General features: G+C 69.5%; 12 protein-coding genes. 7 read left to right on the forward strand and 5 right to left on the reverse strand.

Translation table 11 applies throughout. The features are described from left to right. Positions 1 to 75: 75 nt before the first annotated feature. Both ACIQTT_RS09565 and ACIQTT_RS09570 read right to left on the reverse strand, forming a co-directional pair. Complete coding sequence (locus ACIQTT_RS09565; RefSeq protein ID WP_402788899.1) at positions 76 to 522, reverse strand: NUDIX domain-containing protein; 447 nt, start codon at positions 520 to 522, stop codon at positions 76 to 78. Positions 523 to 927: 405 nt separating this feature from the next. Next, complete coding sequence (locus ACIQTT_RS09570) at positions 928 to 1,170, reverse strand: hypothetical protein (RefSeq protein ID WP_402788901.1); 243 nt, start codon at positions 1,168 to 1,170, stop codon at positions 928 to 930. A gap of 258 nt (positions 1,171 to 1,428) precedes the next feature. On the opposite strand from ACIQTT_RS09570, the gene ACIQTT_RS09575 reads away from it, so the two are divergent. After that, positions 1,429 to 3,885 carry a M1 family metallopeptidase gene (locus ACIQTT_RS09575; protein WP_402788903.1) on the forward strand — a complete coding sequence of 819 codons (2,457 nt, stop codon included), beginning with the start codon at positions 1,429 to 1,431 and terminating at the stop codon, positions 3,883 to 3,885. Positions 3,886 to 4,058: 173 nt separating this feature from the next. Here ACIQTT_RS09575 and ACIQTT_RS09580 read toward each other — a convergent pair whose 3' ends face one another. Continuing rightward, positions 4,059 to 4,676, reverse strand: a complete 618-nt coding sequence (locus ACIQTT_RS09580; RefSeq protein ID WP_402788905.1) for a TetR family transcriptional regulator — start codon at positions 4,674 to 4,676, stop codon at positions 4,059 to 4,061. Between the two features lie 54 nt (positions 4,677 to 4,730). Here ACIQTT_RS09580 and ACIQTT_RS09585 point away from each other — a divergent pair, with 54 nt between their 5' ends. Further along, positions 4,731 to 5,321 carry a biotin transporter BioY gene (locus tag ACIQTT_RS09585; RefSeq protein ID WP_402788907.1) on the forward strand — a complete coding sequence of 197 codons (591 nt, stop codon included), beginning with the start codon at positions 4,731 to 4,733 and terminating at the stop codon, positions 5,319 to 5,321. A gap of 46 nt (positions 5,322 to 5,367) precedes the next feature. Next, on the forward strand, positions 5,368 to 5,661 hold the full coding sequence (locus ACIQTT_RS09590; protein WP_402788909.1) for a hypothetical protein: 294 nt from the start codon (positions 5,368 to 5,370) through the stop codon (positions 5,659 to 5,661). 217 nt (positions 5,662 to 5,878) lie between these two features. Here the strand turns inward: ACIQTT_RS09590 and ACIQTT_RS09595 are convergent, their stop codons facing one another. After that, entirely contained in the window at positions 5,879 to 6,316 is a 438-nt protein-coding gene (locus ACIQTT_RS09595) for a VOC family protein (RefSeq protein ID WP_402788911.1), read from the reverse strand. Positions 6,317 to 6,416: 100 nt separating this feature from the next. Between ACIQTT_RS09595 and ACIQTT_RS09600 the strand changes: the two genes are divergently transcribed. The 3 genes from ACIQTT_RS09600 (at position 6,417) to ACIQTT_RS09610 (ending at position 10,081) form a co-directional block, all read left to right on the forward strand. Beyond that, the gene (locus ACIQTT_RS09600; protein ID WP_402788913.1) at positions 6,417 to 7,412 is read left to right on the forward strand and encodes a helix-turn-helix transcriptional regulator; all 996 of its coding nucleotides are present in this window, start codon (positions 6,417 to 6,419) and stop codon (positions 7,410 to 7,412) included. Positions 7,413 to 7,562: 150 nt separating this feature from the next. Further along, on the forward strand, positions 7,563 to 9,890 hold the full coding sequence (gene purL / locus ACIQTT_RS09605; RefSeq protein WP_402788915.1) for a phosphoribosylformylglycinamidine synthase subunit PurL: 2,328 nt from the start codon (positions 7,563 to 7,565) through the stop codon (positions 9,888 to 9,890). Continuing rightward, positions 9,890 to 10,081 (forward strand): hypothetical protein, encoded by a 192-nt coding sequence (locus ACIQTT_RS09610; RefSeq protein WP_402788917.1) that lies wholly within the window; start codon positions 9,890 to 9,892, stop codon positions 10,079 to 10,081. Before purL ends, ACIQTT_RS09610 begins: the two co-directional genes overlap by 1 nt. A 404-nt stretch (positions 10,082 to 10,485) precedes the next feature. Here the strand turns inward: ACIQTT_RS09610 and ACIQTT_RS09615 are convergent, their stop codons facing one another. Beyond that, positions 10,486 to 11,058: a TetR/AcrR family transcriptional regulator gene (locus ACIQTT_RS09615; protein ID WP_402788919.1), complete on the reverse strand. Its 573-nt coding sequence runs from the start codon at positions 11,056 to 11,058 to the stop codon at positions 10,486 to 10,488. A 69-nt stretch (positions 11,059 to 11,127) separates the two neighbouring features. On the opposite strand from ACIQTT_RS09615, the gene ACIQTT_RS09620 reads away from it, so the two are divergent. After that, a complete protein-coding gene (locus ACIQTT_RS09620; RefSeq protein ID WP_402788921.1) occupies positions 11,128 to 13,689 on the forward strand; it encodes an MMPL family transporter in 2,562 nt (853 codons plus the stop codon). Positions 13,690 to 13,797 lie beyond the last annotated feature (108 nt).

Genomic DNA, 13,797 nt, shown 5'->3' on the forward strand with positions numbered 1-13,797 from the left:
CGCCGCTCGCCACGCGTTCGAGCAGCAGCACGGTGCCGAGGCCGGGATCCAGAAGCCCGTGTGACCGACGCGGCCTCAGCGCGCGGCATCCGCCAGCACGCGATCGATCCACGGCTCGCGATCGAGACCGGCGATCTCGGATGCCGTGAACCACCCGACCTCGACGATCTCCTCGCCGTCGGGTGCGATCGGGTCAAGGAGTTCGCACGCGTAGGCCGTCGTGACATACGCCACGCGATCGCCGTTCGGGTACTCGACCATCAGCGGCTCACCGCCGTAGGCACCCACGATGCCGACGATACGGATGCCGGAGCCGAGCTCCTCGCGCACCTCACGGGCCACGGCATCCGCGGGTTGCTCGCCGGGCTCGACTCCGCCGCCGATCACGCTCCATACCTTCGATCCGCCGCTGCGCGCGAGCAGGAAACGGTCGCCGTCGCGGATGACCGCCGTGACGCCCGGGAGCATCAGCAGGTCGTGGCCGACGCGCTCGCGCATCGCCCGCACGTAGTCCGAGATCACGGTCCCACCGTAGCCAGCGCCGCCCCGAGATGCTTCGACAGGCTCAGCAACCCAGGGCTCAGTCGCGCGCAGAAACTGGGTCCCTGAGCCTGTCGAAGGGCCCCGCGGGATTTTTCCGCACAACCGCACGCCGCTCGGGAGGAGATCTCATGTTGCGCAGGAGCCGATGCCGGACTTGCTCCTGCGGAAGGCGAGAAGTCCTCCGCTCGCGTGCCGCCCCGGATGCTTCGACACGCTCAGCAACCCAGGGCTGAGCCGTGAGCAAGAAGCTTGGCCCCTGAGCTTGCCCGAGCGCCCACCCCGCACACACGAGAGCGCACCGCCCAGGGGTGGTGGCGGTGCGCTCTCGATCCTTGCCCGGGCGCGCGGACGCGACCGGATGCTTCGTGGGGCTCAGCAGCCCGCTCACCCCTGCATCGACACCCCGACGCGATCACGCGGATGCCGCGCGTACGGGTCATCGGCGTCGGCGGGAGGTTCCTCGTCGTGGATGAGGTGGTCGACCTGCCTCGCAGCGGCCGAACCGCGACCTGCGACGACGGCATCCGCTTCGGTGAAATACCCCGACCCGATCACCCCCGCCTCTCCTTCGATGCGGTTGAACCAGATTCCGTTGCGGTGAAACGTCACTATGTCGCCGGCAGCCATGCCCTATCTCTCCTTCGATCTGTCTCCTGTCTACGTGACGACAGCGCCGAACAGAACCCCCTTGCCGGATCCTTCGACGGCAGGTAACGGGACAGGAAAAATTCCTGCAATCTGACCGACATAATGTCGATATATTGCCGACATAGGACTTCCCTAGGTTGCGATCAACCCGCATTCGCGACCCCGGCCACAAGCCACCCCCCTGCACCACGACGACGTGACCGGTCGCCTTTCGTTCCTGCCTACCCGAAAGCACTCATGACCCGACTGACTCCTCCCCGACGTCGGCGGCTGCTCGCGACCACCATGGTCACGGCGCTGTTCGCCGGCTCCCTCCTCGCCACCGCCGTTCCGGCATCCGCCGCCGACGACCCGATCGACGGAGCCCGCACCTCGGGCGACGCCATGTTCCCCAACGTCGGCAACGGCGGATACGACGCCCTCGACTACGACATCGACATCGCCTGGTCGCCGACCGGCGTCGCGAACAACGTCGTCACCGGCCAGTTCGACTCGGCATCCACCACCATGACGGCCCGCGCCCTCGCGCCGCTGCGTTCGTTCTCGCTCGACTTCGAGGGCCTGACCGTCGACAGCGTGCTCGTGAACGGCCAGCCCGCCACCTGGACCCGCGACATCGACGCGGCGGCCATCAAGTACAAGCTCATCGTGACCCCGGCGGCCCCCGTCACCGGCGAGTTCACCGTCACGGTGAATTACAGCGGCGTCCCGGTGTTCCACACCGACGCCGACGCCAGCCAGGAAGGCTGGAGCGGCACGAACGACGGCGCGATGCTGCTGGGCCAGCCCATCGGCATGATGACCGGCTTCCCGCACAACAACACCCCCAGCGACAAGGCCACCTACACGATCACGGTGGATGCCCCGTCGACCCTCACCAACACCGCGGGCGTGAGCGCCCCCGGCGCCGTCGCGAGCAACGGCGAGCTGCAGTCGAAGGTCGTCAGCCAGTCCGGCGAGCGCACCACGTGGACCTGGCGCCAGCAGAAGCAGATGGCGTCGGAGCTGGTCGTCATCGGCATCGGCCGGTACGAGGTCGTCGAGGGATCGGTCACGCTGACGGACGGTCGCACCATCCCGTCGTGGTCGTTCATCGACTTCGGCCTGACCGACACGCAGAAGGCGACGGTGCGCACCCGCATCGGCCAGCTCGAGACCATCACCCGCAACCTCGAGACGCTCTACGGCCCCTACCCGGGCAACAGCACCGGCGTCATCGTGAAGACGGTGCCGGGCGCGATCAACTACGCGCTCGAGACGCAGGACCGCTCGTTCTTCCCGAGCGCGAACTCTGTGGCGGGCAACACGCTCATCCACGAGCTCGTGCACCAGTGGTACGGCAACAACGTCGCCCCGTCGACGTGGACCGACATCTGGATGGGCGAGGGCATGGCGACGTGGGGTCCGACGTACTACAACTCCTCGGAGGCGTTCGGCACCGGTGCTCTCTCGGAGCAGACGTACTTCACCGCCTGGAACAACGCTTCGCCGACCAGCGCCAACTGGAACATCGCGCCGGGCGCTCAGACGAACTCCGCGAGCCTCTACGGCTACCAGACCTACACGCGCAGCTCGCACTTCTGGGCGGCCCTGCGCGTCGCGATGGGTGACGAGGCGTTCTTCACCCTGATCAAGCAGTGGCAGATCGACAACGCGGGCAAGAGCGTCGCGGGCGCCGACCTCAAGGCGCTGGCCGAGGAGCTCTCGGGCTTCGACCTCACCGCCTTCTGGACCGACTGGATCCTCGAGCCCGGCAAGCCCGCCTGGCCCGACAAGTACTCGGTCGCGCTCAGCGGCGGCAGCCCCGAGGTCGCGCTCTACCCGGGCGAGACCGTGTCGTACACCGTCACGGCGCTCAACACCGGTCGCGTGCCGCTGGCCTCGTCGGTCGTGTCGGTCGACGTGAGCGCGCTGCTCGCGAACGCCGACCTGGTCGTGCCCGAGGGCGCCACGCTCGACGGCACCACGCTCAGCTGGCCGATCCCGGTCGGCACGGCGGTCGGCACGAGCGCGTCGCTGACCATCGACGCGACCATCAGCGAAGAATCCGTCGGCGGCTCGTTCGCGCTGGCCGTGAAGCCCCTCACCCTGGGCGGAAGCTGCGCCGAGACGTGTGCGGTCGACACCTCGGTCGTCGAGATCGTCGCCCCGACCGAGCTGCCGACCATCACGGGTGAGGCCGTCGTCGGCGAGACGCTGACCGCGACCTCCGAGGGCTGGCCCGGGGGCACGGACCTCACCTACGAGTGGGCGATCGACGGCGTTCCGGTCGAGGTCCCCGCGGACGACGAGGAGGAGCCGGTCGACCAGCCCGCCGGGCTGATGGCTGCTCGCGCCGCCGATGCCGGACCGAGCTTCGTGATCCCGGCATCCGCCGTGGGCGCCCGTATCAGCGTCACGGTCACCGGAACCCTCGAGGGCTTCCGCAGCGGATCGGTCACCTCGGAGGCGACCGTCGCGGTCGCCGCCGCCGAGGTTCCCGGCGGAGGCGAAGACCCCGACAACGGTGGAGGCACCGGCGGGGGCACCGGTGGTGGCGGAGCCGTCACCCCCGGCGACCCGGATGCCTCGGGCGAGCTCAGCCAGACCGGGGGCGAACTGCCCACGGCACTCGGCCTGCTGGCCCTCGTGCTGCTCGTCGGCGGAGGCATGTTCGTCGCCGCCCGACGCCGGGGCTCGAGGTCTGAGGTCTGATCGGTTGATTCATGCGAGCGCCCGTCCCCGGGATTCCGGGGACGGGCGCTTTCGCGTGCGGAGAGGTGTCTCGGGCCGGGCCCTTCGACAAGCTCAGGGACCCAGTCTTGATGCTGGGTCGCTGAGCCGACCTGGGTCGCTGAGCCTGTCGAAGCGTCCGGCCCCGCGGAAGCTCAGGATGCCGCGCGGGCGGCCGAGCGGATGCCGGAGACGATGAGCGCGAGGCCGGCGGCGAAGTCTTCGTCCGGGCTGGCGCCGGGGGAGGCAAGGCTCGCGGGCGAGAGATCGACCGAGGCATCCGCGGCCCCGACCACCGCGGCATGCACGCGCTGCTGCTCGTGGAACGTGAAGCCGATCACGTAGTGCACGAGGGTGTCGGCGGCGACCTCGGCCGCGGCATCCGTGAGCCCCGCGACGAGCGCCGCCTCGACGAGCCGCTGCCGCGCGGGCAGGTCGAGCAGCCCGAGCGCGAGCGAGCTCGACACGACCTCGGCGCCATCGCGGTGTGCGAGCAGACGATCGCGCAGCGACGTGGCGATGTCGGCGAGGGCGGCGGCATCCGGTTCCGCATCCGACGCGCCCGCGACGATGCGCGCGCTGACCGCGGCGAGCAGCGCCTGCTTGTTCGGGAAATGCCAGTACAGCGCGCTGACCTGCACGTCGAGTTCGTCGGCGATCCGGCGCATCGACAGCCCGGCGATGCCGTTCTCGGCGAGCACGCTGATGGCCGCGTCGACGACGTCGGGTTTGCTGCGCCTCGGGGCGGGCTGATCTGCGGATGCCGCGTTCATGGTGCTACTGTACCGAACAGTGTTCAGGTGAACAGTGTTCAGGAGGAAGTTTCCATGTCAGCATCCGCCGTCTCCCCGCGTCCCGCTCTGGTGCTCGCCGACCTCGTTCCCGGTGCGCGGGTGCGGGATATCGCGCTCACGCTCGCCGGTACCGCGTTCATCACGGTCGCCGGGTATATCGCGATCCCGCTGCCGTTCACGCCCGTGCCGCTGTCGCTCGCGACGTTCGCCGTGCTACTGACGGGCGCCTCACTCGGGCCCCTGCGCGGCAGCGCGAGCGCACTCCTCTACCTGGCTCTCGGCGTGATCGGCGTGCCGCTGTTCGCCGGCGGCAATGCGGGTTGGGCCTTCTCGTCGTTCGGGTACATCCTCGGCTACGTGGTCGCCGCACTGCTGGTCGGCACTCTGGCACGCCGCCGAGCCGATCGTTCCGTGCTCTCGACACTCGGCCTCGCCGGCCTCGGCTCGCTCGCGATCTACGCGTGCGGTGTGCCGTGGCTCGCGGCCTTCGCGGGAGTCGACATCCCCACCGCGATCGGTCTCGGCGTCGTGCCGTTCCTTATCGGCGACGCGATCAAGATCGTCGCGATGGCCGGACTCCTCCCCGCCACCTGGCGGCTGATCGATCGCACCCGCCGCGACTGACTCCGGCGGTGGTGTCGCGGGGACGGCCACTCCTAGACTCGGCGGCATGACGAACTCCCCCGCACCCCACGTGCGTCCGAACCGGATCGCCCTGCCCGCGCTCGCACCGACGATGTTCGTCGTCGCCGCGCTGTTCCTGCCGATCGGCGCTTTCCTCGGCACGATCAACGCGGATCGCGACTTCGACTGGGCGATCTTCCAGACACAGCTCGGCACCGTCATCTTCTGGTTCGGAGCACTGTCGCTGTTCATCGGCCTGTTGCTCGTCGGCATCCGCTCGATCGCGCAGCAGCATCTCGACTTCGCGCTGCGGGCACAGCGCCTGCAGCGGCCCGAGTGACGCGCGCCGGCGGTTCATAACTCCGGAGAACCACACGCGAAGGGCCCCGAATCCACCGAGTAGGGGCCCTTCGGCGTCGAATGTCCGGAGTTACGCACGCCGACTCGCCCGCCCCTCGTACCCAACTCAGGAAAAGTCGGCCGAAACGGCCCAAGAACCCGCCCTTCCGGCCCGATTCAACCAGTTCTTCCTGAGTTGGGTACAGCGCCGACCGGCCTCACGCCACGTCGAGCACCCAGGTCACCCCGAACCGATCGGTGAGCATGCCGAATCCGGCCGACCAGGCCGAGGCGGCGAGCGGCTCGACGATCACAGCATCCACGGCGAGCGCCTCCCAGTACCCGGTGAGCTCATCGAGCGACGTCGCCCGCAGCGACTGGAAGAACGGACGGTCCGTGATCGTGACACCGTTCTCCCGACGGGTGACGCCGGCCGGAGCATCCGTCGCCCCGGGGATGTCGTAGGCCATCAGAGCGATCGCACCCCCGGCGATCTGCCCGAAGACGACCTTGTCGGCCCCCGGCGCGTCGGCAGGCATGCCGAAGTCCCCATAGGTCGCCGCCGTGACGGTGCCGCCGAAGACCTCGGCGTAGAAGTCGAGCGCCGCGCGTGCGGTGCCGGCGAAGTTGAGGTGGGTCGTGGTGGTGACGGTCATGATTCCTCCTGTGAGAGATGAGCCGAGCGGATGCCCGTACGACCACTCTCTCGACAGAAGAGGTCAGTTTCAGTCCTCTACTCGGAGCACAATGAGAGACATGGCCGGAAGCTCGTCACGGATGCTCGCGCTCCTCTCCCTTCTGCAGACGCAGCGCGATTGGCCCGGCGCCGTGCTCGCCGAGCGTCTCGAGGTGAGCCCGCGCACGGTGCGCCGCGACGTCGATCGACTCCGCGAGCTCGGCTACCGGATCGGCGCGATCAAGGGCCCCGACGGCGGGTACCGGCTCGCCGCCGGCTCCGAGCTCCCTCCCCTCCTCTTCGACGACGAACAGGCCGTCGCCGTCGCGGTCGCCCTGCAGAGCATCCCGGCGAGCGGGATCGACATCGACGAGGGGGCCGAGCGCGCCCTCGCCACGGTGCGCCAGGTCATGCCGTCCCGGTTGCGGCACCGGATCGACGGCATCCGCTTCCAGGGATCGCCGGCCGCCGACCGCGTCGACCCGGCGGTCCTCGAAGCGGTGAGCGCCGCGGTGCGCGACCGGCACGTGCTGCGATTCGACTACGGCGCGACGGAATCGGATGCCGCGCGCCGCCGCGTCGAGCCCCACGACGTCGTGTCGCGCCAGGGCCGCTGGTACCTGATCGCGTGGGACCTCGACCGCGAGGACTGGCGCATCTTCCGCCTCGACCGCCTGCATCCGCGCATCCCGACCGGTCCGGCCTTCACCCCGCGCGCGCTGCCCGGCGGGGTCGACGCCCGCACCTTCCTCGCGGCGCGGTCGAAGGGATCGGATGCCGCCGACCGCTGGCCCTGCATCGGCACCGTCGTGATCGACCTCCCCGCCCGCGAGATCGCGCCCTACCTCGAAGATGCGACCCTCGAGGAGCTCGACGCCGGGCACTGCCGCCTCACGGTCGGCTCGTGGTCGTGGACCGGCATCCTCGCCTTCGTCGTCCGCTTCGACGCCCCGTTCACGATCGAGGGCCCCGCGGCCCTGTCCGAAGCATCCGCCGCTCTCTCGGCCCGCCTCGCCGCCGCTCCCACCCGGGCCTTGCGGGATCGATATGTCACGCCAAAAGCCCCGGGAACGTGACATATCGATCCCGCAGCCCCCGGGAGGAGGCGGGAGGGGGCCGGCAGGGGGCGGGCGGGAGGGCCCCGGGGCCGACGACCGCGGGTTCCGGCCCGACCGCGCCCCGGTAGACTGGCACTGCCCCGCCGGCCCCTTCCTCTTGGAGTGTGCGTGACCACCGCCCCTGCACCTGCCCGCAAGCACGTCCCCGACTCCGTCTCGAACGCGATCGCGACGCCCGAGAAGGAGCAGCCCTACGCGGCGCTCGGACTCAAGCCCGACGAGTACGCGAAGATCCGCGAAATCCTCGGACGCCGTCCCACCTCGGGCGAGCTGGCGATGTACTCGGTCATGTGGTCGGAGCACTGCTCGTACAAGAGCAGCAAGAACTACCTGCGCCGCTTCGGCCAGAAGGTCTCCGACGAGATGAAGGAACGCCTCATGGTGGGCATGGGCCAGAACGCGGGCGTCATCGACGTCGGCGAGGGCTGGGCCGTCACCTTCAAGGCCGAGAGCCACAACCACCCGAGCTTCATCGAGCCGTTCCAGGGCGCGGCGACCGGCGTCGGCGGCATCGTGCGCGACATCATCTCGATGGGCGCCCGCCCGGTCGCGGTCATGGACGCCCTGCGCTTCGGTGCGATCGACCACCCCGACACCGCCCGCGTCGTGCATGGCGTGACGAGCGGCATCAGCTTCTACGGCAACTGCCTGGGCCTGCCGAACATCGGCGGCGAGACGGTCTTCGACTCCGTCTACCAGGCCAATCCGCTCGTCAACGCGCTCGCGGTGGGTGTGCTCCGCCACGAGGACCTCAAGCTCGCCAATGCGACCGGCGTCGGCAACAAGGTCGTGCTGTTCGGTGCCCGCACGGGTGGCGACGGCATCGGCGGGGCGAGCATCCTCGCCTCCGACACGTTCGCCGACGGCGGCCCGACCAAGCGCCCCGCGGTGCAGGTCGGCGATCCCTTCGCCGAGAAGGTGCTCATCGAGTGCTGCCTCGAGCTCTACCGCGACGAGCTGGTCGAGGCGATCCAGGACCTCGGCGCCGCGGGTATCTCGTGCGCGACCAGCGAGCTCGCCGCCAACGGCAACAGCGGCATGAAGGTGTCGCTCGACAACGTGCTGCTGCGCGACCCCTCGCTGACCGCCGAAGAGATCCTCATGTCGGAGTCGCAGGAGCGCATGATGGCGATCGTCGCGCCCGAGAAGCTCGACGCGTTCCTCGCCGTGGTGAACAAGTGGGAGGTCGAGACCTCCGTGCTCGGCGAGGTGACCGGCGACGGCCGCCTCATCATCGACTGGCAGGGCGAGCGCATCGTCGACGTCGACCCGTCGACGGTCGCGGTCGACGGCCCGGTCTACGACCGCCCGGTCGCCTACCCGACGTGGATCGACGCACTGCAGGCGGATGCCGCCGAGCTGCTGCCCCGCGCGAACGACGCCGACACCCTGCGCGAGCAGTTCCTCGCGCTCGTCGGCTCGCCGAACCTGGCCGACACGAGCTGGATCACCAACCAGTACGACTACTACGTGCTCGGCAACACGGCGCTGAGCTTCCCCGACGACGCCGGCATGATCCGCGTCGACGAGGAGTCGGGCCTCGGCTTCTCGATCTCGACCGACGCCAACGGCCGCTACTGCCAGCTCGACCCGTACGCGGGTGCGCAGCTCGCGCTGGCCGAGGCGTACCGCAACGTCGCCGTCACGGGTGCCGTTCCGACGGCGATCACCGACTGCCTCAACTTCGGTTCCCCCGAGAACCCCGAGGTCATGTGGCAGTTCGGCCAGACGGTCGACGGCCTCGCCGACGGATGCTTCGAACTGGGCACCCCGGTCACCGGCGGCAACGTCTCGTTCTACAACCAGACCGGCGACGTGCCGATCCACCCGACCCCGCTCGTGGGCGTGCTCGGCATCATCGACGACGTCTCGCGCCGCATCCCCTCGGGATGGCAGGACGAGGGCCAGAACATCTACCTGCTCGGCACCACCTCGACCGAGCTCTCGGGTTCGGCATGGGCCGAGGTCGTGCACCAGCACCTCGGCGGTCTGCCCCCGAAGGTCGACCTCGCGGGCGAGAAGCGCCTCGCGGGTCTGCTCGCCGCCGCGCGCGACGAGTGGCTGATCTCGTCGGCGCACGACGTCTCCGAGGGTGGCCTCGGCCAGGCCCTCGCCGAGGGTGTCATGCGCTTCGGCGTCGGCGCCCGTGTGTGGCTCACCGAGATCATCGACCGCGACGGTGTGGATGCGGCATCCGCCCTGTTCTCCGAGTCGACCGGTCGCGTCATCGTGACCGTGCCACGCGAGGACGACGTGAAGTTCCGCGGGCTCTGCGAGGGACGCGGCTACCCCGTCATGCGCATCGGCGTGACCGACAGCGAACCGCAGCTCGAGGTGCAGGACGTCTTCACGATCCCTGTCGCCGAACTGCGCGAGCGCTCGGCCGCCACGCTGCCGTCGTACTTCGGCCCGACCGTCACCGAACAGGTGTCGTGATGAGCGACCTCAGCCGGCGCGAGCCGAACGAGCCGGCCCGGCGCGAGAGCGTCCGGCCCGAGCTCAGCGAGGACTACGGCGACCTCGGCGAGCGTCGCAACCGGCGCATCCGCATCGTGTCGTGGGTGGTCATCATCGCGCTGATCCTCGGCGGCGGCGGGGCGACCGTGCTCACGCTGCTCTTCGGCTGAGGCATCCGTCCGGTTCTCGCCGGCGCTGTTCGCGGCAATCTGCACCGAACTCGCATCTTTCTCGCTGATCCGTGCGAGAAGGAGGCAGATCTGCGAGACGAACGCACGCCCCGCGACGCTTCGACAGGCTCAGCGCCCCAACTCTCGGCTCAGCGACCCAGTGCTCGCCGACCTGCGCACGAACTCGCCGACCTGAGCGAGAGAGTGGGTCCCTGAGCCTGTCGAAGGGTCCCGCCCCGCAAGGGAGGAGATCTCTCGTTCGGCAGGAGCTGATCAGGCGGATGCTCCTGCGATGCGCGAGATCCCCTCCCGTCCTGCGTGGGGGCGCCTTCGTCTCGTCGCTGCGCTCCTCGCTCAGGAACCGAGTTCCTCGAAACCGGTCCCTGAGCGAGCGGAGCGAAGGGTCAGCGCGCGAAGAGGAACCGCGCGAGACGCACGACGCCCTCGGGGTCGCGCTTCTCGCGGCCGAGCGACTCGACGATGATGGCGCCGAGGATCGCGCGGCCGATCTGTGCGACGGGGGCGTCCTCGGCCAATTGACCGTCGCGGATGCCGGCGCGCAGCCGCGAGCCGAGATGCTCCTCGACGCCCAGACTCTCGCCGAGGTGCTGGCCGACGCCGGCATCCTCGGTCGCCGCCGCGACCAGCGACCGCAGCAGCGCGCCGCCCTGGGGTTCGTCGAGGATCGCGAGCACGCTGCGCAGCCACGTCTCGACGTCGGCGGCGAGGTCTCCGGTGTAGGGCACGTCGAAGTCGACCGGGACGAGGCGTCCCTCGACGAGGCAGTCGCCGATCAGCGCTCCGCGCGACGGCCACCACCGGTAGATGGTCTGCTTGCCGACCCCGGCTTCTTTCGCGATGCCCTCGATCGTGAGCCGGTCGTAGCCCTGGTTGTGGAACAGTCGGGCGGTGGCGTCGAGGATCGCCTCGCGCGCGGCGGTGCTGCGCACGGGTCCGCTTCGATGCTCGTTCACCATCCATTCAGGATAGCCACAGATCCCTAGACGATACGCACCGTATGATCAAAGAGTCTGAAGGAGATCGTCTTGGCTTCACTGCTTTTCCGTCTGGGTTCTTTCGCTGCGCGCAAGGCGTGGACGGTGGTCATCTCGTGGGTCGTGATCCTCGGCCTGGGTGTCGGCGTCTTCCTCACGCTCGGCGGCACGCTCAGCAACAGCTTCGACATCCCCGGCACCGCCTCGGGCGAGGTCATCGACGAGCTCGCCGACAAGCTGCCCGACACCGCCGGCGGCACGGGCACCGTGGTCTACCGGACCGAGAACGGCGAGCCCTTCACCGACGAGCAGAAGAAGGAGATCTCGGCGCTCGCGGCGAGCGCCGAAGACCTCGACGGCGTCGCCCGGGTCATCGACCCCTTCGACGCCCAACAGCAGCAGGCCGACCAGGAGCAGGAGCTCACCGACGGCGCCGCGCAGATCGCCGACGGCCGCACCCAGCTGGATGCCGGTCAGGCTCAGCTCGACAGCGGACGCACCCAGCTCGAAGACGGCATCGCGCAGATCGACGCCGGCATCGCGCAGGCCCAGGCGGCCGGCGCTCCGGCGCAGCAGATCACCGTGCTCGAGGGCCAGAAGGCAGCGCTCACTTCGCAGCTCGCCGCGCTCGACGCCCAGCAGCAGACGCTCGACCAGAACCGCGACGAGCTCGAGGCCAACGCCGAGCAGGCCGATCTCGGCTCGACGCTCCTCGACCTCGCGAACGGCATCGGCGTCGTGTCGGACGACGGCTCGACCGCCATCGTCAACGTCTCGTTCACCGAGCCGCGCCTCGAACTCTCCGAAGAGGTCAAGCAGGGAACCATCTCGCACTTCGACGACACCGACGTCGAAGGCACCACGGTCGACTTCGGCACCGACATCGCCCAGGGCGTTCCCGAGATCTTCGGCATCGGCGAGGCGATCGGACTCGCCTTCGCGGCGGTCGTGCTCATCGTCATGCTCGGCTCGCTGATCGGCGCGGCACTCCCCATCATCACCGCGATCGTGGGTGTGGGCGTCGGCGTGACCTCGTCGCTGGCCTTCTCGGGCGTCGTCGACATGGCATCCGTCACCCCCGTGCTGGGCGTGATGCTCGGACTCGCGGTCGGCATCGACTACTCGCTCTTCATCGTCAACCGCCACCGCAAGCAGTTGCTCGCCGGATCCCCCGTGCGCGAATCGATCGGGCTCGCGACCGGAACCTCGGGCACCGCCGTCGTCTTCGCCGGTGCGACCGTGATCGTCGCGCTCCTCGCCCTCAACGTCACGGGCGTGCCGTTCCTCGGCCTCATGGGCACCGTCGGCGCCGTGTGCGTCGCGGTCGCCGTGCTCGTCGCGATCACCCTCGCGCCTGCGATCCTCGGCCTCGTCGGCGACCGCCTGCTCGGCAAGAAGGCGCGCGCGACCATCGGCAAGCCCCACGCCACGGGCAAGCCCGTGAAGCAGATGTCGACCCTGCGCGCCGTCGTCACGGTGCTCGTCAGCATCGTCGGGCTGCTCATCATCGCCATCCCCTCGATGTCGATGCGGCTCGGTCTGCCCGACGGCGGCAGCGAGCCCAGCGACTCCACCAGCTACCGCGCCTTCCACACCGTGAACGAGCAGTTCGGTGAGGGTGCCAACGGCCCGCTGCTCGTCACGGCCACCCTCGACGAGGCGGTCAGCGACGATGACCTGCTCGCCACGCAGGTCAAGGTCGCGCAGAAGCTCGCCGATCAGGACGACGTCGTCGCCGTCGCGCCCGTCGCGACCTCCGACGACAACACGCTCCTCGCGTTCCAGGTGCTGCCGACCGAAGGCCCCAACAGCTCCTCGACGGAACAGCTCGTGCAGAGCATCCGTTCGCTGCCGCAGCTCGACGGCGGCATCACGCTCGGCGTCGCCGGTCAGGCGGCCGTCAACATCGACATCTCCGAGGCTCTCGCAGGAGTCCTGCCGCTGTACCTCGTGGTCGTGGTCGGGCTGTCGCTGCTGATCATGATCGTCGTGTTCCGTTCGCTGCTCGTGCCGGTCATCGCCACCGGCGGCTTCGTGCTGTCGCTGTTCGCGACGTACGGCCTGATCGTGTCGGTGTTCCAGTTCGGCTGGGGCGCCGAGATCATCGGGCTGCACAGCACCGGACCGATCCTCAGCTTCCTACCCGTGATCCTCGTCGGCATCCTGTTCGGGCTCGCGATGGACTATCAACTGTTCCTCGCCTCGGGCATGCGCGAGGCGTACGTGCACGGGGCATCGGCCCGGGATGCCGTGGCGCAGGGCTTCCGCGCCGGTCGCTCGGTCGTGATCGCCGCCGCGCTCATCATGGTGTCGGTGTTCGGCGGGTTCGTCTTCTCGGAATCGACGATCATCCGCTCGATCGGCTTCGGCCTCGCGTTCGGGGTGCTGCTCGACGCGTTCGTGGTGCGGATGCTGCTCATGCCCGCCCTCATGCACCTGCTCGGACGCTCGGCCTGGTGGCTGCCGCGCTGGCTCGACCGCCTGCTGCCCAACGTCGACATGGAGGGTGCAGCGCTCGAGCGCGACCACCCCGCCGTGCACACCGACAGCATCCCGACGGTCGAGACACCCGAGCCGAAGACGCGCGCGGAGCGCAAGCGCCTCCAGGGCTGAGCCCTTCCGCGGTGGGCCCTTCGACAGGCTCAGGGACCCAGTTCTGGGTCGCTGAGCCTGTCGAAGCGTCCCGCCCCGAGCCCCCCCCCCCCCCCCCAGTAGGGTAGC

Origin of the sequence: Microbacterium sp. NPDC090225 (assembly GCF_044772365.1) — a bacterium.
GTDB lineage: Bacteria > Actinomycetota > Actinomycetes > Actinomycetales > Microbacteriaceae > Microbacterium.